Below are 23,700 nucleotides of genomic sequence, written 5' to 3'. Positions count from 1 at the left end.
GCCGGGCCCGGGCGGCTGGGCCCGGGACTGGGCCCCGGGCCCGGAGTCCCGCCCCCGGGCGCCCGGAGCCGCAGGTTTGGGTGGCCGGCGAGCCGGGGCCGCATGGGGCCGTGGTCGCTTCGGCGCTGGCAGCCCCTCCGGCGTTCGAGGAGCGGGGGCCGGGGCGGAGCCCCGGGTCGGGAAGGGGCGGGGTGGGGGAGAGGCACCGAACGCACCACCGCACCGCACCACCGCACCGTCACAGCGACCAGCGACCAGCGACCAGCGACCAGCGAACCAGCGAATCAGCGACCACCGCGACCCGGCCGAGGAGGCTCGCATGGCACCACCCGAACCGCGTCCGGCAGACCCGTCCCCGCTGCTCACCATGTCCGGCATCACCAAGTCCTTCCCCGGCGTACGGGCCCTCGACGGCGTCGACCTCGACGTCCAGGCGGGTGAGGTGCACTGCCTGCTGGGGCAGAACGGCGCGGGCAAGTCCACGCTGATCAAGGTGCTGGCCGGGGCTCATCAGCCGGACGGCGGGGAGATCGTCTGGCAGGGCGCGCCGGTGGTCCTGAAGTCACCGGTCGCCGCCATGCGCCTCGGCATCGCCACCATCTACCAGGAACTCGACCTGGTGGAGGGCCTGTCCGTGGCCGAGAACATCTTTCTCGGCCATGAGCCCGCCACCGCCGGCTTCGTACGGTCCCGGGCCGCCCGGGCGACCGCCGCCGAGTTGCTGGCCCGCCTCGGCCACCCGGAGATCGACCCGAGGTGGCTGGTGGGCGAACTCTCCGCCGCCGCGCAGCAGATCGTGTCGATGGCCCGCGCCCTCTCCCACGACGTGCGGCTGATCGTCATGGACGAGCCGTCCGCCGCGCTCGACCCCGACGAGGTGGACAACCTCTTCCGTATCGTCGGCGACCTCACGGCCGGCGGCGTGGCCGTCGTGTACATCTCGCACCGGCTGGAGGAGATTCGCCGCATCGGCGACCGCGTGACGGTGCTGAAGGACGGCCGCGCCGCCGCCCGCGGGCTGCCCGCCCGTACGACGCCCACCCGCGACATCGTCGCGCTGATGACGGGCCGGGACGTGGAGTACGCGTTTCCGCGCCGAGCCACACCGCCCCCCGGCGCGGCGGGCAAACCCCTCCTGCGGCTCGAAGGGCTGGCCAGGGCGGGGGAGTTCGAGCCCGTCGACCTGGACCTGGCGCCCGGCGAGATCGTGGGGCTCGCCGGACTCGTCGGCTCCGGCCGGTCCGAGATCCTGGAGACCGTGTACGGCGCCCGCCGCCCCACCGCGGGCCGCGTGTTGGTCGACGGCCGCCCGCTGCGCCCCGGCAGCGTGACCGCCGCCGTGCGCGCCGGGCTCGGGCTGGCGCCCGAGGAGCGCAAGGCGCAGGCGCTGCTGATGCTGGAGTCCGTCACCCGCAACGTCTCCGTCTCCTCCCTCGCCCGCTTCTCCCGGGCCGGGTGGCTGGACCGCGGCGCGGAGCGGGACGCGGCCCGCCGCGGCGTGCGCGACCTGTCGCTGCACCCGGACGACCCGGAGCGGCCGGTGCGCACGCTGTCGGGCGGCAACCAGCAGAAGGCGGTGCTCGCGCGCTGGCTGCTGCGCGGCTGCCGGGTGCTGCTGCTGGACGAGCCCACCCGCGGGGTGGACGTCGGCGCCCGCGCCGAGCTGTACGCGGTGATCCGCCGCCTCGCCGACGACGGCATGGCGGTGCTGCTGGTCTCCAGCGAACTGCCCGAAGTCCTCGGCCTCGCCGACCGGGTGCTGGTGCTCCGCGAGGGGCGTGTGGTGCATACGGCGCCCGCGGGCGAACTGGACGAACACCGCGTCCTCGATCTCGTGATGGAAGGGAGTCCGCCGTGCTGAACTCAACGGGAGACACGGGCGCCGACGCCGTCCCCGGCGCCGCGGCCACGCTGACCAAGGCGGCCGGGCCCGCCCCCGGCCCACCTGCCAGGACCAACGGCCTCAGACGCCTCGCCGACCTGCGCAACCTCTCCCTCCTCGGCGTGCTGGCCGTCCTCGTCATCGTCGGCGGCGTCACCAAGCCCGACGAGTTCCTGAGCACCGACAATCTGCAACTCGTCCTCACCCAGGCGTCCGTCATCGGCGTCGTCACCGTCGGCGTCACGTTCGTCATCACCAGCGGCGGCATCGATCTGTCCGTCGGGGCGATCGTCGCGCTCGCCTCGGTGTGGGCCACCACGCTCGCCACCCAGGACTACGGATTCGGCGGCATCCTGCTGTGCGCCGTGCTCGTGGGGCTCGGCTGCGGCCTGGTCAACGGGGTGCTCATCGCGTACGGCGGCGTGGTGCCGTTCATCGTCACCCTCGCGATGCTGGCCTCCGCGCGCGGCCTCGCGCTGCAGATCAGCGACGGCAGGACGCAGGTCGTCACCGTCAAGCCGGTGCTGGACCTCGGGCTCCGCGACTCCTACGTCCTGGGCGTCCCGCCGCTGGTGATGATCTTCGCCGCGGCCACGGTCCTCGGCTGGCTGCTGCTGGGCCGTACGACCTTCGGGCGGCGCACCGTCGCCATCGGCGGCAACCCGGAGGCGGCCCGGCTCGCGGGCATCGACGTACGGCGCCAGCGGCTGCTGCTGTACCTGCTGTCCGGGCTGTGCTGCGGCATCGCCGCGTTCATGCTGGTCGTCCTCACCGGCTCCGGCCAGAACACCAACGGCAACCTGTACGAACTCGACGCCATCGCCGCCGCCATCATCGGCGGCACCCTGCTCAGCGGCGGCCGCGGCACCATCACCGGCTCCGTCCTCGGCGTCCTCGTCTTCACCACCATCACCAACCTCTTCGCCCTGAACAACCTCCAGACCGATGTCCAGCAGATCGCCAAGGGCGCGATCATCGTCGCCGCCGTCCTGGTACAGAAGGGTCGTTCGACGTCATGAACCACACCCCGGGAAACACCACTCCCAGCCGGAGAAACCTCCTCCTGGGCACCGCCGCGGCGGGCGCGCTGTTCGCGGCGGGCTGCACCAGCAACGAGAACAACGACAGCGAGGACGAGGACAAGCAGCCCGCGGCCGGCGCCGACACCAAGCCCGGAAGGAAGGTCACCGTCGGCTTCGCCGGGCCGCAGGCCGACCACGGCTGGCTCAACGCCATCAACGAGCAGGCCAAGCGGCGCGCCAAGGAGTACGAGGACGTCACGCTGGAGGCCACCGAGGGCTCCAACGACACCGCCCAGCAGATCGGCCAGATCGAAACCCTCATCAACAGACAGGTCGACGTCCTGGTCATCCTGCCCGCCGACGGCAAGGCGCTCACCCAGGTCGGGCTGAAGGCCATGAAGGCGGGCATCCCCGTCGTCAACCTCGACCGCGTCTTCGCCTCCCCGCAGGCGTACCGCTGCTGGATCGGCGGCGACAACTACGGCATGGGGCTCAACGCCGGGCGCTACATCGGCGAACAGCTCAAGGGAAAGAAGAACGCCAAGGTGGTGGAGCTGGCCGGGCTGGACAACCTGGAGCTGACCCGCCAGCGCACGGCCGGTTTCGACGACGCCCTCAAGAACTATCCCAACATCAAGAAGGTCGGCCGCCAGGCCGCCGAATTCACCGTCGAGTCCGGCCAGTCGAAGATGGCCCAGCTGCTCCAGGCCCACTCCGGCTTCGACGCCCTGTGGAACCACGACGACGACCAGGGCGTCGGCGCCGAACGCGCCATCCAGCAGGCCGGGCGCGACGACTTCCTGATGGTCGGCGGCGCGGGCGCCAAGCGCGCCATGGACGCCATCAAGGCCGACAACACCGTCCTGAAGGCCACCGTCCTGTACCCGCCGACGATGGCCGCCTCCGCCATGGACCTGGCCCGCGCGCTCGGCCAGGGCAAGGGCGTCGGGGGCCTGGCCGAGCTGGAGATTCCCGCCTCCCTCACCCTCTACTCGGCCGTCGTGACCAAGGACAACGTGGACCAGTACCTCCCCACCGGATTCAGCTAGTGCCGCGTCAGCCAAGGTTCACCCCGCTCGCCGCCCTGGCACGGCCATCTGCGGCGTTGCCGAATCGACCGAGTAGGCCCACTACGAGGCCGATCCGGCGCCTTGCATCTGACCGCACCAGGACGCCTCGCTACCGGGCAAACCTTGGCTGACGCGGCACTAGGCCCCATCTCCACCTCGCATCCGCCGCGATCTGAGAGGAGCCACATGGAACACCCCGAAGCGCAACACGGAGCCCACGGACTCGGCATCGGCATGGTCGGCTACGCCTTCATGGGCGCCGCCCACTCCCAGGGCTGGCGCACCGCGGGCCGCGTCTTCGACCTCCCCCTCCGCCCGGCCATGGCCGCCATCTGCGGCCGTGACCCGGACGCCGTACGCGCCGCCGCGGACAAACACGGCTGGGCGGCCGCCGAGACCGACTGGCGCGCGCTGATCGCCCGGGACGATGTGCAACTGGTCGACGTCTGCACCCCCGGCGACAGCCACGCCGAGATCGCGATCGCCGCGCTGGAGGCGGGCAAGCACGTGCTGTGCGAGAAGCCCCTCGCCAACTCCGTCGCCGAGGCGGAGGCCATGGCCGACGCGGCACGCCGGGCCCGGACGCGCGGACAGCGGGCCATGGTGGGCTTCAACTACCGCCGTACGCCCGCGATCGCGCAGGCCCGCCGCATGGTGGCCGACGGCCGGATCGGCGTGTTACGCCACGTACGGGTCAGCTACCTCCAGGACTGGATCGTGGACCCGGAATTCCCCCTGGTGTGGCGGCTGCGCCGGGAACTGGCGGGCTCCGGCGCGCTCGGCGACCTCGGGGCGCACATCGTGGACCTCGCGCAGTACCTGGCGGGGGAGCGGCTGGTCGGCGTCTCGGCGCTCACCGAGACCTTCGTACGGGAACGCCCGCTGCCCGCCGGGGCGGTGGCGGGCCTGACGGCCGGCGCCGCCGGTGTGGCGGCGCGCGGCCCGGTCACCGTCGACGACGCGGCCCTGTTCACCGGCCGCCTCGCCTCCGGCGCGCTGGCGTCCTTCGAGGCCAGCCGCTTCGCCGCCGGGCGCAAGAACGCGCTGCGCATCGAGCTGAACGGCGACCACGGCTCGCTCGCCTTCGACCTCGAACGGCTCAACGAGCTGTCCTTCCACGACCACACCGCACCCGCCGCCGACTCCGGCTTCCGCCGCATCCTGGTCACCGAGCCCGACCACCCCTACCTGGAGGCCTGGTGGCCCCCGGGCCACGCCCTCGGCTACGACCACACCTTCGTCCACCAGGCGCGCGACATGGTGGCGGCCATCGCAGCCGGAACGGACCCCGAACCGTCCTTCGAGGACGGGCTCCAGGTGCAGCGGGTGCTGGCCGCGGTGGAGGAGAGCGCCGGGAAGAACTGCGTCTACACCCCCGTGCCCGCCTGAGGAGGAGTCCCACCATGCCCAGACCCTTCACCCTCTTCACCGGCCAGTGGGCGGACCTGCCGCTGGAGGAGGTCTGCCGCCACGCCCGCGACTTCGGCTACGACGGACTCGAACTCGCCTGCTGGGGCGACCACTTCGAGGTCGACCGCGCCCTCGGCGAATCCGGCTACCTCGACGGCCGCCGCCGGCTCCTCGACACATACGGCCTCCAGTGCTGGGCGATCTCCAACCACCTGGTGGGCCAGGCCGTCTGCGACCACCCCATCGACGAACGCCACCGGGCGATCCTCCCCGCCCGCGTCTGGGGCGACGGCGACGCGGAAGGCGTGCGGCAGCGGGCCGCCGCCGAAATGGCCGACACCGCCCGCGCCGCGGCCGCCTTCGGGGTGCGCACCGTCATCGGCTTCACCGGCTCGTCCATCTGGCACCTGGTCGCCATGTTCCCGCCGGTGCCGCCCGGCATGATCGACCGCGGCTACGAGGACTTCGCGACCCGCTGGAATCCCATCCTGGACGTCTTCGACGCCGAGGGCGTGCGCTTCGCCCACGAGGTCCACCCGAGCGAGATCGCGTACGACTACTGGACGACCCACCGCGCCCTCGAAGCCATCGGCCACCGCCCCGCCTTCGGCCTCAACTTCGACCCCAGCCACTTCGTCTGGCAGGACCTCGACCCGGTCGGCTTCCTGTGGGACTTCCGCGACCGGATCTACCACGTCGACTGCAAGGAGGCCCGCCGCCGCCTGGACGGCCGCAACGGCCGCCTGGGCTCCCACCTCCCCTGGGGCGACCCCCGCCGCGGCTGGGACTTCGTCTCCGCCGGCCACGGCGACGTGCCCTGGGAGGACGTCTTCCGCATGCTGCGCTCCATCGCGTACGACGGCCCGGTCTCGGTGGAGTGGGAGGACGCGGGCATGGACCGCCTCACGGGCGCGCCCGAGGCCCTGCGCCACCTGAAGGCCTACGACTTCGACCCCCCGACGGCCTCCTTCGACGCCGCCTTCGGCGGCGACTGACCAGATCCCGCCACGCGGCGAAAGCCACCTGTCGGACGCCGCGGGAAGGGGCGGGGCGGGGGAAACGCCCCCGTCCCGGCCCCCCTCGGCTTTGTCCTCCCCGCGGACCAAGCCGACCCACCCCACGTCAAAGGGGTTTCCGAACCGGACAAACACCGCTACCGTCCTTGAGATGTACCGGTCACACGGGGTCCCCTCACCCCGAACCGGTCACCGAACGGCGCGACGGCGCGCGCCTGTGCCAGGTCGGGCGGCCAACGGCCCCCCGTCCGTACACCCCCTCTTTTCCCGGAGGATCAGCGTGCACAGGAAACGGCATGGACTGCGCGGCTCCCTCGCGCTCCTCACGAGCTCCCTGCTCGTGGGCGCGGGGCTCGCGTTCACCGCACCGCCCGCACAAGCGGGCGCAGATCAGGCGGAGGAGAAGTTCCAGCAGGTCACGCTCGCCAAGGGCGAGGTCGAGACCGGTGAGCCCATGTCGCTCGCCGTCCTCCCCGACCGCTCGGTGCTGCACACCTCTCGCGACGGCACCCTGCGCCTGACCGACGCGGCCGGCGACACCAAGGTGTCCGGCAGGCTCCCGGTCTACTCACACGACGAGGAGGGGCTCCAGGGCGTCGGCATCGACCCCGGATTCCAGCAGAACCGCGCCATCTACCTCTACTACGCACCCGCGCTGGACACCCCCACCGGCGACGCTCCCAACAACGGCACGGCCGCCGACTTCGCCAGGTTCGACGGCGTCAACCGCCTCTCCCGCTTCACCCTCAACCCCGACGGCACCCTGAACACCGGCAGCGAGAAGAAGGTCCTCGACATCCCCGCCGCCCGCGGCATCTGCTGCCACGTCGGCGGCGACATCGACTTCGACGCCGACGGCAACCTCTACCTCTCCACCGGCGACGACACCAACCCGTTCGCCTCCGACGGCTTCACCCCCATCGACGAGCGCCCCGACCGCAACCCCGCCTACGACGCCCGCCGCTCCGCGGGCAACACCAACGATCTGCGCGGGAAGATCCTGCGGATCAAGGTGGCGGCGGACGGCTCGTACACGGTCCCGGACGGCAACCTCTTCCCGCCCGGCACCGACAAGACCCGCCCCGAGATCTACGCGATGGGCTTCCGCAACCCGTTCCGGATGAGCGTCGACAAGCCGACCGGCACGGTCTACGTCGGCGACTACGGCCCGGACGCGGGCGCCGCCGACCCCCAGCGCGGTCCGGGCGGCGCGGTCGAGTTCGCCCGCGTCACCAAGCCCGGCAACTTCGGCTGGCCGTACTGCATCGCCGACAACAAGCCGTACCACGACTACGACTTCGCCACCGGCGCCTCCGGCTCGGCCTTCGACTGCGCCGCGCCGGAGAACACCTCGCCGCACAACACCGGGCTGACCGAGCTGCCGCCCGCCCAGCCCGCCTGGATCCCGTACGACGGCGGCTCGGTGCCCGAGTTCGGCACCGGCTCCGAGTCGCCGATGGCCGGCCCGGTCTACCGCTACGACGCCGCGCTCGACTCCCCGGTGAAGTTCCCGGAAAGCTATGACGGGGACTTCTTCGCGGGCGAGTTCGGCCGCGAGTGGATCAAACGGATCGAGCAGGGCCCGGACGGCACCGTGCAGAAGATCAACGACTTCCCGTGGACCGGCACCCAGGTCATGGACTCCGCCTTCGGCCCGGACGGCGCGCTGTACGTCCTCGACTACGGCCTCGGCTACTTCAACGGTGACGAGCACTCCGCGCTCTACCGCATCGAGAACGCCACCGGCGGATACTCGCCGATCGCCGAGGCCGCCGCCGACCGTACATCCGGCAAGGCGCCCCTGAGGGTCGCGTTCAGCTCGGCGGGCACCGCCGACGCCGACGGCGACACCCTCACGTACCGCTGGGACTTCGGCGACGGCCACACCTCCACCGCCCCCAACCCCACCCACCGCTACACCGAGAACGGCACCTACACCGCCACCGTCACCGCCACCGACCCCTCCGGCCGCAGCGGCAGCGCCGGCGTGCACCTCACGGTCGGCAACACCGCCCCCAAGGTGACGCTCCAACTGCCCGGCGACGGGCAGCTGTTCACCTTCGGCGACGAGGTGCCGTTCAAGGTGAAGGTGACCGACCCCGAGGACCGCACCATCGACTGCGCCAAGGTCAAGGTCACCCATGTCCTCGGCCACGACAGCCATGGCCACCCCATCACCTCGGCCACCGGCTGCTCCGGAACGCTGAAGACCAGCGCCGACAGCGAGCACGACCCCAACGCCAACATCTTCGGGGTCTTCGACGCCGAGTACACCGACAACGGCGGAGGCGGCCAGCCGCCGCTGACCACCCACGACCAGAACGTCGTCCAGCCCCGGCACCGCCAGGCCGAGCACTACGGCGACTCCCAGGGCGTCGACGTCATCAACCACGCCCCGGCGAACGGCGGCAAGACGGTCGGCAACATCGACGACGGCGACTGGATCGCCTTCACCCCGTACCTCCTCGGCAACGCCAAGGACTTCACCGCACGCGTCTCCTCCGCCGGCGCGGGCGGCACCCTCGAAGTGCGCACCGGCTCCCCGACCGGGCAGCTGCTGGGCCAGGTCACCGTGCCGGTGACCGGCGACTGGGAGACGTTCCAGGAGGTCAAAACGGTGCTGCGGAAGCCCCCGGCCCGTACCACCACGCTCTGCCTCGTCTTCAAGGGCGGTGCGGGAGCGCTGTACGACGTGGACGACTTCACCATCGGCACCGGCTGACCACGCGCGGCCCGGCCCCGGGGCGGCACGCCCGCCCCGGGACCGGGCCCGCACCCGGAGGAAGGAGCACCCGCCCATGCCCCCGCACCGCCCCAGACACACACCCCGCTTCCGCTTCCCCCTTCTGCGTAACTCCGCTGTGGCCGCCCTGCTGCTCGCCGCCACGGCCCTCCCCCCGGCGGCGGCCTCCGGCCCGGGCGAGGACCGCGTCCTCGTCTTCTCCAAGACGGCCGCCTTCCGCCACGACGCGATCCCCGACGGCATCGCCGCCATCCGGGAACTCGGCGCCCAGCACGGCTTCGCCGTCGACGCCACCGAGGACGCCGCCGCCTTCACCCGCGCCAACCTGGCCCGCTACGACGCCGTCGTCTTCCTCTCCACCACCGGCGACGTCCTCGACGGCAAGCAGCAGTCCGCCTTCGAACGCTACATCCGGGCCGGCGGCGGATACGCCGGGGTGCACGCGGCCGCCGACACCGAGTACGACTGGCCGTTCTACGGCGGCCTCGTCGGCGCGTACTTCAAGACCCACCCCGCCATCCAGCAGGCCACCCTCGCCGTCGAGGACCGCGCCCACCCGGCCACCGCGCACCTGGGCGCGGCCTGGCAGCGCACCGACGAGTGGTACGACTACCGCAGCAACCCGCGCGAACGGGCCCACATCCTCGCCACCCTCGACGAGAGCTCGTACGAGGGCGGCGGTATGGGTGAGGACCACCCCATCTCCTGGTGCCAGGACTACCGCGGCGGCCGCGCCTTCTACACGGGCCTCGGCCACACCAAGGAGTCCTACGCCGACCCCGCCTTCCGGCAGCACCTGCTCGGCGGCATCCGCTACGCCACCGGCGCCGCCCACGCCGACTGCCGCCCGGAGCGCGGCTACCAACCCCTGTTCGACGGCACGTCGACGGCGGGCTGGAAGCAGGCCGGGCCCGGCGGCTTCACCCTCGACCCGGCCACCGGCACCCTCACCTCGACGGGCGGCATGGGCCTGCTCTGGTACGAGGCGCGCGAGTTGGGCTCGTACTCGCTGAAGCTGGACTGGCGCATGTCGGGGGCCACGGGGGACGACAACTCCGGTGTCTTCGTCGGCTTCCCCGCCTCCGACGACCCCTGGTCGGCGGTCGACCGGGGCTATGAGATCCAGATCGACGCGACGGACGCCCCGGAGAAGACCACCGGCGCGGTGTACGGCTTCCAGTCCGCCGACCTGGCCCGGCGGGACGCGGCGCTGAACCCGCCGGGGGAGTGGAACACGTACGAGATCCGGGTGCGCGGCGAACGGCTCCAGGTCTGGCTCAACGGCATAACGATCAACGACTTCACCAACCAGGACCCGGTGCGCAGCCTGCGCAGCGGCTATATCGGCATCCAGAACCACGGGGACGGCGACGCGGTCGCCTTCCGCGACATCCGCGTCAGGGAACTGCCGTCCTGACCACCTGACCACCTGACCAACTGACCACCTGACCAGTCCTGATCGGCCGCCCATCGGCCCGAGGGGAGCCGTTGGGCGGCGTCAGGCGGCGGGGAGGAGTACGCCGCCTCCTCCCCGCCGCCGCCGTGGGGCCTCCGGCCCGGCAACAGGAGGGGTGGCCACGCCCGGCGGCACCGGGCGGCATCGCACCCGCGCCACCAGACCTCGCCCCCGACCCGCATCAACCCCCCACCGCCACCCCGTACCCGCACCCCCGCACCTGACCGTCATCCGGGAGGCAGCCAGTGACCACCGGCCCCGACACCACCCACCCCGACCCCACTCGCACCCCGGGCGGCGGCCTCCGCACCGGCGTCTGGCTCATCGGCGCGCGCGGTTCGGTCGCCACCACCGCCGTCGCCGGGTGTGCCGCCGTCGCGGCCGGGCTGCAGCCCACGACCGGGATGGTGACCGAGACCGCGCCGTTCGCGGACAGCGCTCTGCCCGCGCTCGGCGATCTGGTCTTCGGTGGCCACGACACCGCCACCACCCCGCTCCCCAAGCGCGCCGAGGCGCTGACCGCCGAAGGCGTTCTGCCCCACGGGCTGCCCGACGCCGTACGCGCCGAGCTGACCGCCGCCGACGACGCGATCCGCCCCGGGGGGCCGCAACCCGGGGACACCCGCGGCGACGACGAGCTGATCGACGCCTTCGCCCACGACCTCGACGCGTTCGTGCGTACGCATCGCCTCGCCCGTGCCGTCGTCGTCAACGTCGCCTCGACCGAACCGGCCCCCGCCGCCGGTGGCGACCGGTTGCCGCCCAGCTCCCTCTACGCCTCCGCCGCGCTCCGCGCCGGGTGCCCGTACGTCAACTTCACCCCCTCCACCGGGCTGCACCACCCCCGGCTGCGCGGCGAAGCGGCCCGCTCCGGCCTGCCGTACGCCGGGCGCGACGGCAAGACGGGGCAGACGCTGCTGCGGTCCGTGCTCGCGCCGATGTTCGCGCAGCGCGCGCTGCCCGTACGGGCGTGGTCCGGCACCAACCTGCTGGGCGGCGGCGACGGTGCCGCGCTCGCCGATCCGGCCGCCGCGGCCGCGAAGAACGCGGGCAAGGCGCGTGTCCTGGCCGACACCCTCGGCGAACTCCCCGACGGCCGACTGCACATCGACAACGTGCCCGCGCTCGGCGACTGGAAGACCGCCTGGGATCACGTCGCGTTCGAGGGCTTCCTCGGCTCCCGTATGGTCCTGCAGACCATCTGGCAGGGCTGTGACTCGGCCCTCGCCGCGCCCCTCGTCCTCGACCTGGCCCGCCTCACGGCCCGCGCCCACGAGGCGGGTCTCACCGGGCCGCTCACCGAACTCGGCTTCTACTTCAAGGACCCGGACGGCGGCCCGTCCGGCCTCGCCGACCAGTACACGGCCCTCACCGGCTTCGCGGCCCGGCTGCGGGAGCGGTCGTGACGCCGTCACGAGCCCGCGCCCGCGCCTGGGCGGAACTCCTCAGGATCTCCGCCCTGTTCACCGTCCCCGGCGACGCCCTCGCGGGCGCGGCGGCCACGCGGACCGCCCCCAACCGGGGCACCGCGCTCGCCATGGGCGCGTCGCTGTGCCTGTACGAGGCGGGCATGGCGCTCAACGACTGGGCGGACCGCGACATCGACGCCGTCGAACGCCCCCGGCGCCCCCTGCCGTCGGGCCGTATCACCCCGGCCGTCGCCCTGACCGCCGCGACCGGCCTGACGGCCGCGGGCCTGCTGTGCGCGGCGCCGGCGGGCCGCCGGGCCCTCGCCACGGCCACGGCCCTGGCGGGCACGGTGTGGGCGTACGACCTGGGGCTGAAGAACACCCCGGCGGGCCCGTACGCGATGGCCGCGGCCCGATCGCTGGACCTGCTCCTGGGCGCCACCGCCACCGCGCCCACACCCGCTCGGCACGCCCTCCCCCCGGCCGCCCTCCTGGGCGCCCACACCCTCGCGGTGACGGCGGTCTCCCGCCACGAGGCCACGGGCGGCACCTCGAAGACCCCCCTGGCGGCCCTGGCCACGGCCACGACGGTCGCCTGGGCGGCCACCAGACCCCCCACCCGCACCCGCAGCCGCACCCGCCCCCTCGCCTCCGCCGCGCTCGCCGCCGCCTACCTCGCCACCGCCGCCCGCCCCTTCGCGCACGCCGCGCTCAATCCCTCCCCCCACCTCCTCCAGCGCGCCGTCGGCGGCGGCATCCGGGCGATGATCCCGCTGCAGGCGGCGCTCGCTCAGCGGGCCGGGGCGGGAGGGGCCGGGGCGGGGTTGCTCCTGCTGGTGCCCGTCGCGCGGCGGCTGTCCAGAAAGGTCAGCCCGACATGAGCGACCTCCGCTTCGCGTACGGCACCAACGGCCTGACCGACCTCCGGCTCGACGACGCGCTCACCCTGCTCGCCGACCTCGGCTACGACGGGGTGTCGCTCACGCTCGACCACATGCACCTCGACCCCCTCGCCCCGGATCTGGCCGCCCGCACCCGGCGGGTCGGGCAGCGCCTCGCCCGGCTCGGGCTCGGCGTCGCCGTCGAGACCGGCGCCCGATACGTACTCGACCCGGGGCGCAAGCACCACCCCACGCTGCTCGAACCCGACGCCGGGGCCCGCGCCGTCCGCGTGGATCTGCTGTTGCGCGCCGTGCGGGTGGCCGCGGAGCTGGGGGCGCGCGCGGTGCACTGCTTCAGCGGGGTGCTGCCGCCGGGGACGGCCGAGGACGCCGCGTGGCAGCGGCTGGCCGACGCCCTCCACCCCGTGCTGGAGGCCGCCACGTCCGAGGGCGTGCCCCTGGCCGTGGAACCCGAACCGGGGCATCTGCTGGCCGATCTGGCCGGGTTCCACCGGCTGCGCCGGGCGTTGGGTGATCCGCCCGCCCTCGGGCTGACGCTCGACGTCGGCCACTGCCAGTGCCTGGAGCCGGAGCCGCCCGCCGACTGCGTACGGGCCGCCGCGCCGTGGATCCGCCATGTGCAGATCGAGGACATGCGGCGCGGTGTGCACGAGCATCTGCCGTTCGGGGAGGGCGAGGTGGACGTCCCGCCGGTGCTGGAGGCGCTGCGCGCCATGGACTACCGGGGCCTGGTGGGCGTCGAACTGCCCCGCCACTCGCACGCCGGGCCGGCGCTGGCCCGCTCCTCCCTGGCGTACCTCAAGGCGGCGGAGCGGGCCACCGCCCGGAAAGGCGTCCCGTGCTGAGCGCGACCGTACGCGACCACCTGGACGGCGCCGCCCGCGCCTGGCTGGACCGGGCCCTCGCCCAGGCGGCGGCCGAGGGCCCCACCGCCGCCTGGGAGGCGGACTTCGCCGCCGCGGGACGCCACTGCGGCCGCGGCGGCGAAGTCACCGACGCCGCCCGGGTCCTGCTCCTCACCGCGGCCCGCCCCGATGTGCCCACCCTCACCCGCCTCTACACCCACGGCACGGCCGCCGAACGCCGGGCCGTCCTCCTCTCCCTGCCCCACCTCGGCCCCGGCGCGGACGCGCTCCCGCTGGTCGAGGACGCGCTGCGCACCAACGACACCCGCCTGGTGGCCGCCGCCGTCGGCCCGTACGCGGCCCGCCATCTCGACGCGCACGGCTGGCGGCAGGCCGTACTGAAGTGCCTGTTCACCGGGGTGCCCCTGGACGCCGTGGCCGAGTGGCCCGCCCGCGCCCGGGGCGACGCCGAGCTGGCCCGCATGCTGACCGACTACGCGCGTGAACGCACCGCCGCCGGGCGGGACGTGCCCGCGGATCTGATCCGCCTCCTGGCGTCCGCGTCCCCCACGACCCCCGAGGAGCCCTGATGCGCATCTTCGACCCGCACATCCACATGACCTCCCGCACCACGGACGACTACGAGGCCATGTACGCCGCGGGCGTGCGCGCCCTCGTCGAACCGTCCTTCTGGCTCGGCCAGCCCCGCACCTCGCCCGCCAGCTTCTACGACTACTTCGACGCCCTCCTCGGCTGGGAACCCTTCCGCGCCGCCCAGCACGGCATCGCCCACCACTGCGCGCTCGCCCTCAACCCCAAGGAGGCCAACGACCCCCGCTGCCTCCCCGTCCTGGACGAGCTGCCGCGCTATCTCGTCAAGGACGGTGTGGTCGCCGTCGGCGAGATCGGCTATGACGCGATGACCCCCGCCGAGGACACCGCGCTCGCCGCGCAGCTCCAGCTCGCCGCCGACCACGGGCTGCCCGCCCTCGTGCACACCCCGCACCGCGACAAGGCCGCGGGCCTGGCCCGCACGCTCGACGTCGTCCACGAATCGGCCCTCCCCGCCGACCGCGTCCTGCTCGACCACCTCAACGAGACCACCGTGAAGGCGGCCGCCGACAGCGGCTGCCGGCTCGGGTTCTCGATCTACCCGGACACCAAGATGGACCCGGACCGCATGGTGCGCGTGCTGCGCGAGTACGCCGGGGAGCGGGACCGCATCCTGGTGAACTCCGCCGCGGACTGGGGACGCAGCGATCCGCTGAAGACGCGCCACGTCGGGGAGGCGATGCTCGCGGCGGGCTTCACCGACGACGACGTCGACCAGGTGCTGTGGCGCAACCCGGTGGCGTTCTACGGGCTCAGCGGGCGGCTGGACCTCGACGTCGAGGACCCCGCACCTGGGGCCGCCCACGAGGGGAACTCCATCCTCCGCGGCGCGCCGGTCACGACGGAAGGCCGGTGACCGGCATGCGCTTCCGCCACCCCGACGGCTCCACCGTCCACCTGGCCTACTGCACCAACGTCCACCCCGCCGAAGACCTCGACGGCGTCGTGGACCAGCTCCGCCACCACTGCGAGCCGGTACGCCGCCGCCTGGGCCGCGACCGGCTCGGCATCGGCCTGTGGCTGGCCCGCGACGCCGCCCGCACCCTGACCGCCGACCCGGCCGCCCTGCGCCGGCTGCGCACCGAACTCGACCGGCGCGGCCTGGAGGTCGTCACCCTCAACGGCTTCCCGTACGAGGGATTCGGCGCCCAGGAGGTCAAGTACCGCGTGTACCGGCCGGACTGGACGGAGACCGAGCGGCTGACCCACACCGGCCATCTGGCCCGGCTGCTGGCCGCCCTGCTCCCGGACGACGTCACCGAGGGCAGCGTCTCGACCCTGCCGCTCGCCTGGCGCACCCCGTTCGACCCCGCCCGGCGGCGGGCCGCGCTCGGCCACCTCACCACGCTCGCCACCCGGCTCGACGCGCTCCAGGACCTCACCGGCCGCTCGATCCGCATCGGGCTGGAACCCGAGCCGGGCTGCACCGTGGAGACCACCGCCCAGGCCATCGACGCGTTGACCGCGCTCCCGGAGGGGCCGCCCCGGCACCGCGTCGGCCTGTGCCTGGACACCTGCCACCTCGCCACGCAGTTCGAGGATCCGCGGACCGCGACGGCCTCCCTCACCGCGGCCGGCGTTCCCATCGTCAAGGCGCAGCTCTCGGCCGCGCTGCACGCCGAGGAGCCGCACCGCCCCGCCGTACGCACCGCCCTGGCCGCGTTCGCCGAGCCGCGCTTCCTGCACCAGACCCGCACCCGCACCTCCGCCCACGGCGTACGCGGCACCGACGACCTCGACCAGGCCCTCGCACCGGGCGGGCTCGACACCACCGCCCCCTGGCGCTCCCACTTCCACGTGCCGCTGCACGCCCCGCCCGAGCCGCCGCTCACCTCCACCCTGCCCGTCCTCACCGACACCCTCGCCCACCTGGTCGGCGGCCCGGCGCCGCTCACCCGCCACCTGGAGGTCGAGACGTACACCTGGCAGGCGCTGCCGCCCGAGCTGCGGCCCCGCAACCGCGACCGGCTGGCCGACGGCATCGCCGCCGAACTCGCCCTCGCCCGCGATCTGCTGACCGACCTCGGCCTCAAGGAGCTGCCGTGAGCGCCACGACAAGCCAGGGCCCCACGCCCCTCCTCGTCCTCGACGTCGTCGGCCTCACCCCGCGCCTCCTGGCCCACATGCCCCGGCTGCGCGCCCTGGCCGACTCCGGTTCGTACGCCCCGCTCGGCACCGTGCTGCCCGCCGTCACCTGCGCCGCCCAGTCGACGTTCCTCACCGGCGCCACCCCCGCCGAACACGGCATCGTCGGCAACGGCTGGTACTTCCGCGAACAGGGCGACGTCCTGCTGTGGCGGCAGCACAACGGCCTGGTCGGCGGCGACAAGCTGTGGGACGCGGCCCGCCGCGCCCACCCCGGCTACACCGTCGCCAACATCTGCTGGTGGTACGCGATGGGCGCGGACACCGACATCACCGTCACCCCGCGCCCCGTCTACTACGCCGACGGCCGCAAGGAGCCCGACTGCTACACCCGGCCACCCGCCCTCCACGACGAACTCACCGCCGCCCTCGGCACCTTCCCCCTGTTCCACTTCTGGGGACCGGGCGCCGACCTGGTGTCCACCCGGTGGATCATCGACGCGACCCGCCACATCCTGCGCCACCACCCCACCGACCTCACCCTCGCCTACCTGCCCCACCTCGACTACGACCTCCAGCGCCACGGCCCCGACGACCCCCGCTCCCACGCCGCCGCGGCCGCGCTGGACACCGCCCTCGGGCCGCTGCTCGACGACGCGCGGGCCCGGGGCCGTACCGTTGTGGCGCTGTCCGAATACGGCATCACCCGGGTGTCGCGCCCCGTGGACATCAACCGGGCGCTGCGCCGCGCCGGGCTGCTGGAGGTGCACACCCAGGACGGCATGGAGTACCTGGACCCGGGCGCCTCCCGGGCGTTCGCGGTCGCCGACCACCAGCTCGCCCACGTCTACGTGCGCCGCCCCGAGGACCTGGCCGCCACCCGGGCCGCCCTCGACGGTCTGTCCGGACTCGCCGAACTCCTGGACGACGAGGGGAAGAAGGCGCACGGCCTGGACCACCCCCGCGCCGGGGAACTGGTCGCGGTGGCCGAGCCGGACGCCTGGTTCACGTACTACTACTGGCTGGACGACGCCCGCGCGCCCGACTTCGCCCGGCTGGTGGAGATCCACCGCAAGCCCGGCTACGACCCGGCCGAACTCTTCCTCGACCCCGTCGACCCGTATGTGCGCGTGAGGGCGGCCACCGCGCTGGCCCGCAAGAAGCTCGGGATGCGCTACCGGATGGCCGTCGTCCCGCTCGATCCGTCCCCGGTGCGCGGCAGCCACGGCAGGCTGCCGGAGCGCGACGAGGACGGGCCCGTGCTCATCTGCTCCCGGCCGGACGCCGTACCCGGCCGGGTGGCCGCCACCGACGTCAAATCGCTGCTCCTCCGCCTCGCCGGACCGCACACCACCGAGGACCACAACCGACAGGAGACACGCCCGTGAAGAGCGCCCCGAACCCGGAACTCGCCGCCGCCCTCCGCCGCCGCGGATTCCTCGGCGTCGCCGCCGGAGCCACCGCGGCCACCCTGCTCGGCACGACGCCCGCACACGCCACCACCCACGGCAGACGCGGTCCGATCGTCCCGCGCGGCCACCTCGGCATCCAGCTCTACACCCTCCGCGACCAGGTGCAGTCCATCGGCTTCGCCCGCGTCTTCGAGGAGCTGGCGGCCTGCGGCTACGACCAGGTGGAGTTCGCCGGATACACACAAGGGTCGGCGGGCGCCATCACCCTGCCGCAGCTGAAGCGGCTGCTGCGGGACAACGGGCTGCGCGGCATCGGGAGCCACGTCGGCTACTACTCCGACGACCCGGGCGCGTACACCTTCGCCACCAACCTCACCAAGGTGCTGGACGAGGCCCAGGCCCTCGGCCTGCCGCACATCGGCACCGCCTCCGGCCCCTGGCGCTACGGCACGACGGTCGACGGCTGGAAGCGCTGCGCCGAGGACTTCAACACCTACGGCGCGGCAGCGAAGGCGCGCGGGATGACGTTCTACCAGCACAACCACGCCGAGGAGTTCTCCTTCGCCACCGACCGGCCGGACGTCCGCCTCTACGACGTGCTGCTCGCCGAGACCGACCCGGAGCTGGTCCACCTGGAGATGGACATCTACTGGGCGTACGTCGCCCAGCACCGCTTCGGCAAACGAGCCGACGGCACGCCGGCGCCGTTCGAACCGCTCGACTACGTGCTGGCCGACCCGGACCGCTATCCGCTGTTCCACGTCAAGGACGGCGAGCGCGACGACACCGTCCCCGACGGCTACCGGATGGTGGACGTCGGGGACGGTGACATCGACTACGTACGGTTCCTCGGCAAGGTCGGCAGGACCCACGGGGGGCGCCGGAACCACCAGTGGATGGTGGAGCACGACAACCCGGCGGACTCGCTCACCACCGCCCGCCGCTCCGCCCGCTACCTGCGCACGGGCCGGTGCGGCGACTGAGGGCGCGGAGGGCCCTCATACCGCCTCGCGGCTGATCGGCAGCGGGTTCGGGGCGATGTCCCGGGCCCGCGGCCGGCCCGGCTGCCGCAGCAGCAGGGCGACGGCGGCCGCCACCATGGAGATGCCACCGGCGAGCGCGTACGCCCCGTCGTAGCCCCAGCCGTCGACCACCATCGAGCCGAGCCCGCCGCCGAACAGCCCGCTGATCAGTTTTCCGCTGTACACCAGGCCGTAGTTGGTGGCGTTGTAGTTCTCTCCGAAATAGTCCGGGGTCAGGGCCGCGAACATCGGGTAGAAGGCGCCGCCGCCGAATCCGGAGAGGAAGGCGAAGACCAGGAACAGCCACTCACTGCGGATGGTGCCCGCCCAGATCACCCCGAATTGCGCCAGCCCCAGCACCACGATGACGAACACCAGGGTCGTCTTGCGGCCCCAGAAGTCCGACAGCCAGCCCACCACCCCGCGGCCCACGCCGTTGATGACGGACATGATGCCCATCGAGGAGGCCGCGACCAGCGGACCGAAACCCACTTCCTTGGCGTAGTCGACCTGGAAGGAGATGCCGAAGATGGACACCCCGGCGGTCAGCACGAGCGAAAGCCACATCAGGGGCAGCATGCCCGAGCGGATGGCCTCCTTCGGGGTGTACTGGCGCACCGCGGGCGGATTCTTCGCCAGGCTCTTCGCGCTCTTGGCGTTGCCGCCGAAGGAGAGCGGATCGATCTGCACCGGCCACCAGTTCTTGGGCGGGTCCTTGAAGAACCAGCCGCAGACGGCGACGACGGCCAGCACATAGACGCCGATGAAGTCGAGTATCCCGTGGTAATTGCCGGTGTCGAACCAGTAGTTGAAGATGAAGATGAAGGGCAGCGAGCCGTAGGCGAAGCCGCCGTTCACGAATCCCGTCTTCGCCCCGCGCCGCTCCGGGAACCACTTGCCCACCATGTTGATGCAGGTGGCGTAGACGAGCCCGGAGCCCAGCCCGCCGACCACGCCGAAGCCGCAGATCGCGGCGAAGACGTCGTCCAGGTGTGACAGGGCGAGGAACCCGATCAGGCAGAGCCCCGCCCCGCTCAGCATCGCCCGGCGGGCGGTCAGAATGCCCCTCTCCCTTAACCAGCCGGCCGGGAAGGCGATCCCGGCCTGGAAGAAGACCCAGACGCTGAGGATCCAGAAGGTGTTGCTCTGGGTCCAGCCGTGGGCCTTGGAGAGGGTGTCCTCCGCCGAACCGTACGCGTACTCGGACACGCTGATGGCCATCATCGCGATCCACGGCAGATACACCATCAGCTTGCGGCTGAAGCCGAGAATGTCGCGGTCCGTCTCGCCGACGCGATACACGCGCCCCTTACCGTCGTGCACTTCCCGGAAGGCGATTGTTCCCTCCGGTCGTTCTTCTGCGCTCATGTGCGTCCCCTTGGCTTCGAAGTGGCCCGGCCAGGCTCCCCCTGTTCCCACTCTTCGTGCTGCGGAGAACGGGTGGGTTTACGTGAGCAGCCCCGCCGACCGGGCCCAGCGGTATTTCGCGCCCAGCGCGGCCACCGGCTTCTCCGTGGTGTACGGATAGGCGACGACGCCGCGCTCGAAGAGGTACTGGCTCGCCTCCTCGACCTCGGTGTCGCCCGCGAGCGAGGCCACCACCGGTTTCGCGATGCCGCGCTCCCGGAATTCCGCCACGATCCGCGCGGTCAGCTCGGCGAAGACCATGGGCGGGGTGACGATCGTGTGCCAGTAGCCGAGGACGAGCGCGTGGATGCGCGGGTCCTCAAGACCCAGCCGGATGGTCGCCTCGTACGTGGACGGAGGCTCGCCGCCGGTGATGTCCACCGGGTTCCCGGCCGCGCCGAACGGCGGGATGAAGCGGCGGAAGGCGGCGTCCAGGTCCGCGGGGATCTCCATCAGCGACAGCCCGTTGTCCACGATGGCGTCCGACAGCAGCACCCCCGAGCCCCCGGCGCCGGTGATGACGACGACGTTGTCACCCTGGGGCGTGGGCAGCACCGGCAGCGCCCGCGCGTACTCCAGCATCTCGTTCAGCCCCGGCGCCCTGATCACCCCGGCCTGCCGCAGGATGTCGTCGTACACCGCGTCGTCCCCGGCCAGCGCGCCGGTGTGCGACCCGGCGGCCCGCGCGCCCGCCGCCGTACGGCCCGCCTTCAGCACCACCACCGGTTTGCGCGGCACGGTCGCGCGTGCCGCCTCCACGAAGGCGCGGCCGTCCTTGAGGTCTTCCAGGTGCATCGCGATGCACTGGGTGTTCGGGTCCTCGCCGAACCAGGTCAGCAGGTCGTCCTCGTCCACGTCCGACTTGTTGCCGAGCCCGACGATCGCCGAGACGCCGGTCTTCGTCGTCCGCGCGAAGCCCAGGATCGCCATCCCGATGCCACCGGACTGGGAGGTGAGCGCCACCGGCCCCTTGACGTCGTACGGGGTGCAGAACGTGGCGCACAGGTCCTGCCAGGTGGAGTAGTAGCCGTAGATGTTCGGCCCCAGCAGCCGCACGCCGTGCTCTTCGGCGATGGCCACGATCCGGTCCTGCAGCTCGTGCTCACCGGTCTCGGCGAAGCCGGACGGGATCAGCACCGCGTTCGGGATGCCCTTGCGGCCGACCTCCTCCAGCGCGGCCGGTACGAACTTCGCGGGGATCGCGAAGACCGCCACGTCCACCTCGCCCGGCACGTCCATCACCGACGCGTACGCCTTGCGGCCCAGGATGTCGTCGGCCTTCGGATTGACCGGGTGGATCTCGCCGGGGAAGCCGCCGTCGATGAGGTTGCGCATCACCGAATTGCCGATCTTGCCCGGCTCGTTGGAGGCGCCCACCACCGTCACCGAACGCGGCCGCATCAGCCGCCCCATCGTGGCCAGGATCTCCTCGCGGGAGTAGCGGCGCCGGGCCGGTGGGGCGTCGTCGCCGATCAGCAGCCGTACATCGGCGGCGAGCACGCCGCTCCCGGTCGCGAACACCGGATTGAGATCGACCTCGGTCACTTCGGGAAAGTCCGTGACCAGGTTCGACACCCGGACGATCAGATCGGCGAGCGCGTCCCGGTCCACCGGTTCCCCGCCGCGCACCCCGCGCAGCACCTCGGCGGCCCGGATGCCGTTCAGCATCGACAGCGCGTCGTCCCGGCTCGCCGGGGCCAGCCGGAAGGTGATGTCCCCCAGCACCTCCACCAGCACTCCGCCGAGCCCGAACGCGACCACCTTCCCGAAGGTCGGATCGGTGACCGCGCCGACGATCACCTCCTGACCGCCGCCTTGGACCATCTGCTGCACCTGCACGCCCTGGATGCGGGCCGTCGGGTCGTACGCGCGGGCGTTCGTGACGATCGCGGTGTACGCGCCGCGCACCTCGGCCGCCGACTTCAGCCCCACCCGGACCCCGCCCGCGTCCGTCTTGTGGGAGATGTCCGGAGAGACGATCTTGAGGACGACGGGGAAGCCGATCCGGTCGGCGAGCGCCACCGCGTCGTCCGCGCACTCGGCCAGCCCCTCGGCCGGGGTCGGTATGCCGTACGCGTCGGTGATCCGCTTGCCCTCGGGCGCGGTCAGCGTGGAGCGCCCCTCGGCCCGTACGGCGTCCAGCACCGCGCGTACGGCGTCCTTGTCGTATGTGGTCACCATCAGATCACCCCGTTCGCCTTGAGCAGCCTCATGTCCTCGTCGCCGAGCCCCAGCTCGCCGTACACGTCCGCGTTGTGCTCGCCCAGCAGGGGGGAGCGGTCGACCTGGACGGGGGAGTCGGAGAGCTTGAGCGGGGAGCCGACCGTGGTGAAGGTCCCGCGCTCCGGATGGTCGACGCGGACGACCATCTCGTTCGCCGCCAGCGACGCGTCCTCGACGATCTCCTTGGTGGACAGGATCGGCCCGCACGGGATGTTGTGGGCGTTCAACTGCTCCAGCACCTCCCACTTGGGCAGCGTGCTGGACCACTCCTCGATCAGCTGGAACATCTTCGCCAGCTTCGGCAGCCGCGACTCCGGTGTCGCCCACTCCGGGTCCTCGGCCAGCTCAGGGCGTCCGATCAACTGGGTGATCGGCTCCCAGCCGACCGGCTGCACGATCACGTACACATAGTCGTTGGGCCCGCCGGGCGCGCACTTGACCGCCCAGCCCGGCTGTCCGCCGCCGCTCGCGTTGCCGCTGCGCGGCACCTCGTCGCCGAAGCTCTCGTTCGGGTACTCGGCGAGCGGTCCGTGGGTGAGCCGCTGCTGGTCGCGCAGCTTGACCCGGCACAGATTGAGCACCGCGTGCTGCATCGCCACGTTCACCCGCTGGCCGCGCCCGGTGCGGGTGCGCTGGTAGAGCGCGGCCAGGATGCCCGCCACACAGTGCACCCCGGTGCCCGAATCGCCGATCTGGGCGCCGGTCGCCAGCGGCGGCCCGTCCTCGAAGCCGGTCGTGGACATCGACCCGCCCATGGCCTGCGCGACCACCTCGTAGGCCTTGAACTTGGTGTACGGGCCCTCGCCGAACCCCTTGATCGAGGCGTACACGATCCGTGGGTTGATCTCCTGGATGCGCTCCCAGGTGAAGCCCATCCGGTCCACCGCGCCCGGCCCGAAGTTCTCCACCATCACATCGCTGCGGCGGATCAGCTCGGTCAGGATCTCCTTGCCGCGCTCGGACTTGGTGTTGAGGGTGATGCTCCGCTTGTTGCAGTTGAGCATCGTGAAGTAGAGCGAGTCGACGTCCGGAATGTCGCGCAGCTGCTTGCGCGTGATGTCACCGGTCGGGGACTCCAGCTTGATGACGTCCGCGCCGAGCCAGGCCAGCAGCTGGGTGGCGGACGGACCGGACTGTACGTGCGTCATGTCGAGGACGCGGACGCCCTCCAGAGCCTTGGTCAT

Annotated in this window: 18 protein-coding genes; 15 read left to right on the top strand and 3 right to left on the bottom strand. The window is 72.6% G+C overall.

Translation table 11 applies throughout. The annotated features are described in order from the left end of the window. Positions 1–319: 319 nt before the first annotated feature. From ASC60_RS09800 to ASC60_RS09730, 15 genes are all read left to right on the top strand, one after another. Complete coding sequence (locus ASC60_RS09800; protein WP_055549019.1) at positions 320–1,861, top strand: sugar ABC transporter ATP-binding protein; 1,542 nt, start codon at positions 320–322, stop codon at positions 1,859–1,861. A gap of 50 nt (positions 1,862–1,911) precedes the next feature. After that, on the top strand, positions 1,912–2,901 hold the full coding sequence (locus ASC60_RS09795) for an ABC transporter permease (RefSeq protein WP_055549965.1): 990 nt from the start codon (positions 1,912–1,914) through the stop codon (positions 2,899–2,901). Further along, positions 2,898–3,953 (top strand): substrate-binding domain-containing protein, encoded by a 1,056-nt coding sequence (locus ASC60_RS09790; protein WP_055549017.1) that lies wholly within the window; start codon positions 2,898–2,900, stop codon positions 3,951–3,953. Before ASC60_RS09795 ends, ASC60_RS09790 begins: the two co-directional genes overlap by 4 nt. Positions 3,954–4,160: 207 nt before the next feature. Beyond that, complete coding sequence (locus ASC60_RS09785; RefSeq protein ID WP_055549015.1) at positions 4,161–5,363, top strand: Gfo/Idh/MocA family protein; 1,203 nt, start codon at positions 4,161–4,163, stop codon at positions 5,361–5,363. A gap of 14 nt (positions 5,364–5,377) precedes the next feature. Further along, positions 5,378–6,379, top strand: a complete 1,002-nt coding sequence (locus ASC60_RS09780; protein WP_055549013.1) for a sugar phosphate isomerase/epimerase — start codon at positions 5,378–5,380, stop codon at positions 6,377–6,379. A 301-nt stretch (positions 6,380–6,680) separates the two neighbouring features. Beyond that, positions 6,681–9,122 carry a PQQ-dependent sugar dehydrogenase gene (locus tag ASC60_RS09775; protein ID WP_234356878.1) on the top strand — a complete coding sequence of 814 codons (2,442 nt, stop codon included), beginning with the start codon at positions 6,681–6,683 and terminating at the stop codon, positions 9,120–9,122. Positions 9,123–9,198: 76 nt separating this feature from the next. Continuing rightward, positions 9,199–10,560, top strand: a complete 1,362-nt coding sequence (locus ASC60_RS09770; protein WP_055549009.1) for a ThuA domain-containing protein — start codon at positions 9,199–9,201, stop codon at positions 10,558–10,560. A gap of 284 nt (positions 10,561–10,844) precedes the next feature. Further along, a complete protein-coding gene (locus tag ASC60_RS09765; protein WP_055549008.1) occupies positions 10,845–12,005 on the top strand; it encodes an inositol-3-phosphate synthase in 1,161 nt (386 codons plus the stop codon). Continuing rightward, entirely contained in the window at positions 12,002–12,889 is an 888-nt protein-coding gene (locus ASC60_RS09760; protein WP_055549006.1) for an SCO3242 family prenyltransferase, read from the top strand. Before ASC60_RS09765 ends, ASC60_RS09760 begins: the two co-directional genes overlap by 4 nt. Next, positions 12,886–13,755 (top strand): sugar phosphate isomerase/epimerase, encoded by an 870-nt coding sequence (locus ASC60_RS09755; protein WP_055549003.1) that lies wholly within the window; start codon positions 12,886–12,888, stop codon positions 13,753–13,755. Before ASC60_RS09760 ends, ASC60_RS09755 begins: the two co-directional genes overlap by 4 nt. Beyond that, entirely contained in the window at positions 13,749–14,345 is a 597-nt protein-coding gene (locus tag ASC60_RS09750; RefSeq protein WP_370592902.1) for an EboA domain-containing protein, read from the top strand. The genes ASC60_RS09755 and ASC60_RS09750 overlap by 7 nt, the downstream gene beginning before the upstream one ends. After that, positions 14,345–15,223 (top strand): TatD family hydrolase, encoded by an 879-nt coding sequence (locus tag ASC60_RS09745; RefSeq protein WP_055549001.1) that lies wholly within the window; start codon positions 14,345–14,347, stop codon positions 15,221–15,223. The genes ASC60_RS09750 and ASC60_RS09745 overlap by 1 nt, the downstream gene beginning before the upstream one ends. A gap of 5 nt (positions 15,224–15,228) precedes the next feature. After that, positions 15,229–16,413 (top strand): metabolite traffic protein EboE, encoded by a 1,185-nt coding sequence (eboE, locus tag ASC60_RS09740; RefSeq protein ID WP_055549959.1) that lies wholly within the window; start codon positions 15,229–15,231, stop codon positions 16,411–16,413. After that, entirely contained in the window at positions 16,410–17,840 is a 1,431-nt protein-coding gene (locus ASC60_RS09735; RefSeq protein WP_055548998.1) for a nucleotide pyrophosphatase/phosphodiesterase family protein, read from the top strand. The genes eboE and ASC60_RS09735 overlap by 4 nt, the downstream gene beginning before the upstream one ends. Beyond that, entirely contained in the window at positions 17,837–18,847 is a 1,011-nt protein-coding gene (locus tag ASC60_RS09730) for a sugar phosphate isomerase/epimerase (RefSeq protein ID WP_055548996.1), read from the top strand. The genes ASC60_RS09735 and ASC60_RS09730 overlap by 4 nt, the downstream gene beginning before the upstream one ends. A gap of 15 nt (positions 18,848–18,862) precedes the next feature. On the opposite strand, the gene ASC60_RS09725 is transcribed toward ASC60_RS09730, so the two are convergent. The 3 genes from ASC60_RS09725 to frc form a co-directional block, all read right to left on the bottom strand. Continuing rightward, on the bottom strand, positions 18,863–20,254 hold the full coding sequence (locus ASC60_RS09725; protein ID WP_055548993.1) for an OFA family MFS transporter: 1,392 nt from the start codon (positions 20,252–20,254) through the stop codon (positions 18,863–18,865). A gap of 78 nt (positions 20,255–20,332) precedes the next feature. After that, positions 20,333–22,474 carry an acetate--CoA ligase family protein gene (locus ASC60_RS09720; RefSeq protein WP_055548991.1) on the bottom strand — a complete coding sequence of 714 codons (2,142 nt, stop codon included), beginning with the start codon at positions 22,472–22,474 and terminating at the stop codon, positions 20,333–20,335. Beyond that, entirely contained in the window at positions 22,474–23,700 is a 1,227-nt protein-coding gene (gene frc / locus ASC60_RS09715; protein ID WP_055548989.1) for a formyl-CoA transferase, read from the bottom strand. Before frc ends, ASC60_RS09720 begins: the two co-directional genes overlap by 1 nt.

The organism is Streptomyces sp. NBRC 110028, assembly GCF_001417735.1.
Taxonomy (GTDB): Bacteria; Actinomycetota; Actinomycetes; order Streptomycetales; family Streptomycetaceae; genus Streptomyces.
The sequence above is the reverse complement of the archived record's forward strand: the minus strand, read 5'-3'. Positions and strand labels throughout refer to the sequence as shown.

Bases quoted from the DNA above. Each gene is read 5' to 3' on its own strand.
- ASC60_RS09725 (WP_055548993.1), bottom strand. From the start codon at position 20,254: ATGAGCGCAGAAGAACGACCGGAGGGAACAATCGCCTTCCGGGAAGTG.
- ASC60_RS09755 (WP_055549003.1), top strand. From the start codon at position 12,886: ATGAGCGACCTCCGCTTCGCGTACGGCACCAACGGCCTGACCGACCTC.
- ASC60_RS09790 (WP_055549017.1), top strand. From the start codon at position 2,898: ATGAACCACACCCCGGGAAACACCACTCCCAGCCGGAGAAACCTCCTC.
- ASC60_RS09780 (WP_055549013.1), top strand. From the start codon at position 5,378: ATGCCCAGACCCTTCACCCTCTTCACCGGCCAGTGGGCGGACCTGCCG.
- ASC60_RS09720 (WP_055548991.1), bottom strand. From the start codon at position 22,474: ATGGTGACCACATACGACAAGGACGCCGTACGCGCGGTGCTGGACGCC.
- ASC60_RS09785 (WP_055549015.1), top strand. From the start codon at position 4,161: ATGGAACACCCCGAAGCGCAACACGGAGCCCACGGACTCGGCATCGGC.
- ASC60_RS09770 (WP_055549009.1), top strand. From the start codon at position 9,199: ATGCCCCCGCACCGCCCCAGACACACACCCCGCTTCCGCTTCCCCCTT.
- frc (WP_055548989.1), bottom strand. From the start codon at position 23,700: ATGACCAAGGCTCTGGAGGGCGTCCGCGTCCTCGACATGACGCACGTA.
- ASC60_RS09800 (WP_055549019.1), top strand. From the start codon at position 320: ATGGCACCACCCGAACCGCGTCCGGCAGACCCGTCCCCGCTGCTCACC.
- ASC60_RS09745 (WP_055549001.1), top strand. From the start codon at position 14,345: ATGCGCATCTTCGACCCGCACATCCACATGACCTCCCGCACCACGGAC.
- eboE (WP_055549959.1), top strand. From the start codon at position 15,229: ATGCGCTTCCGCCACCCCGACGGCTCCACCGTCCACCTGGCCTACTGC.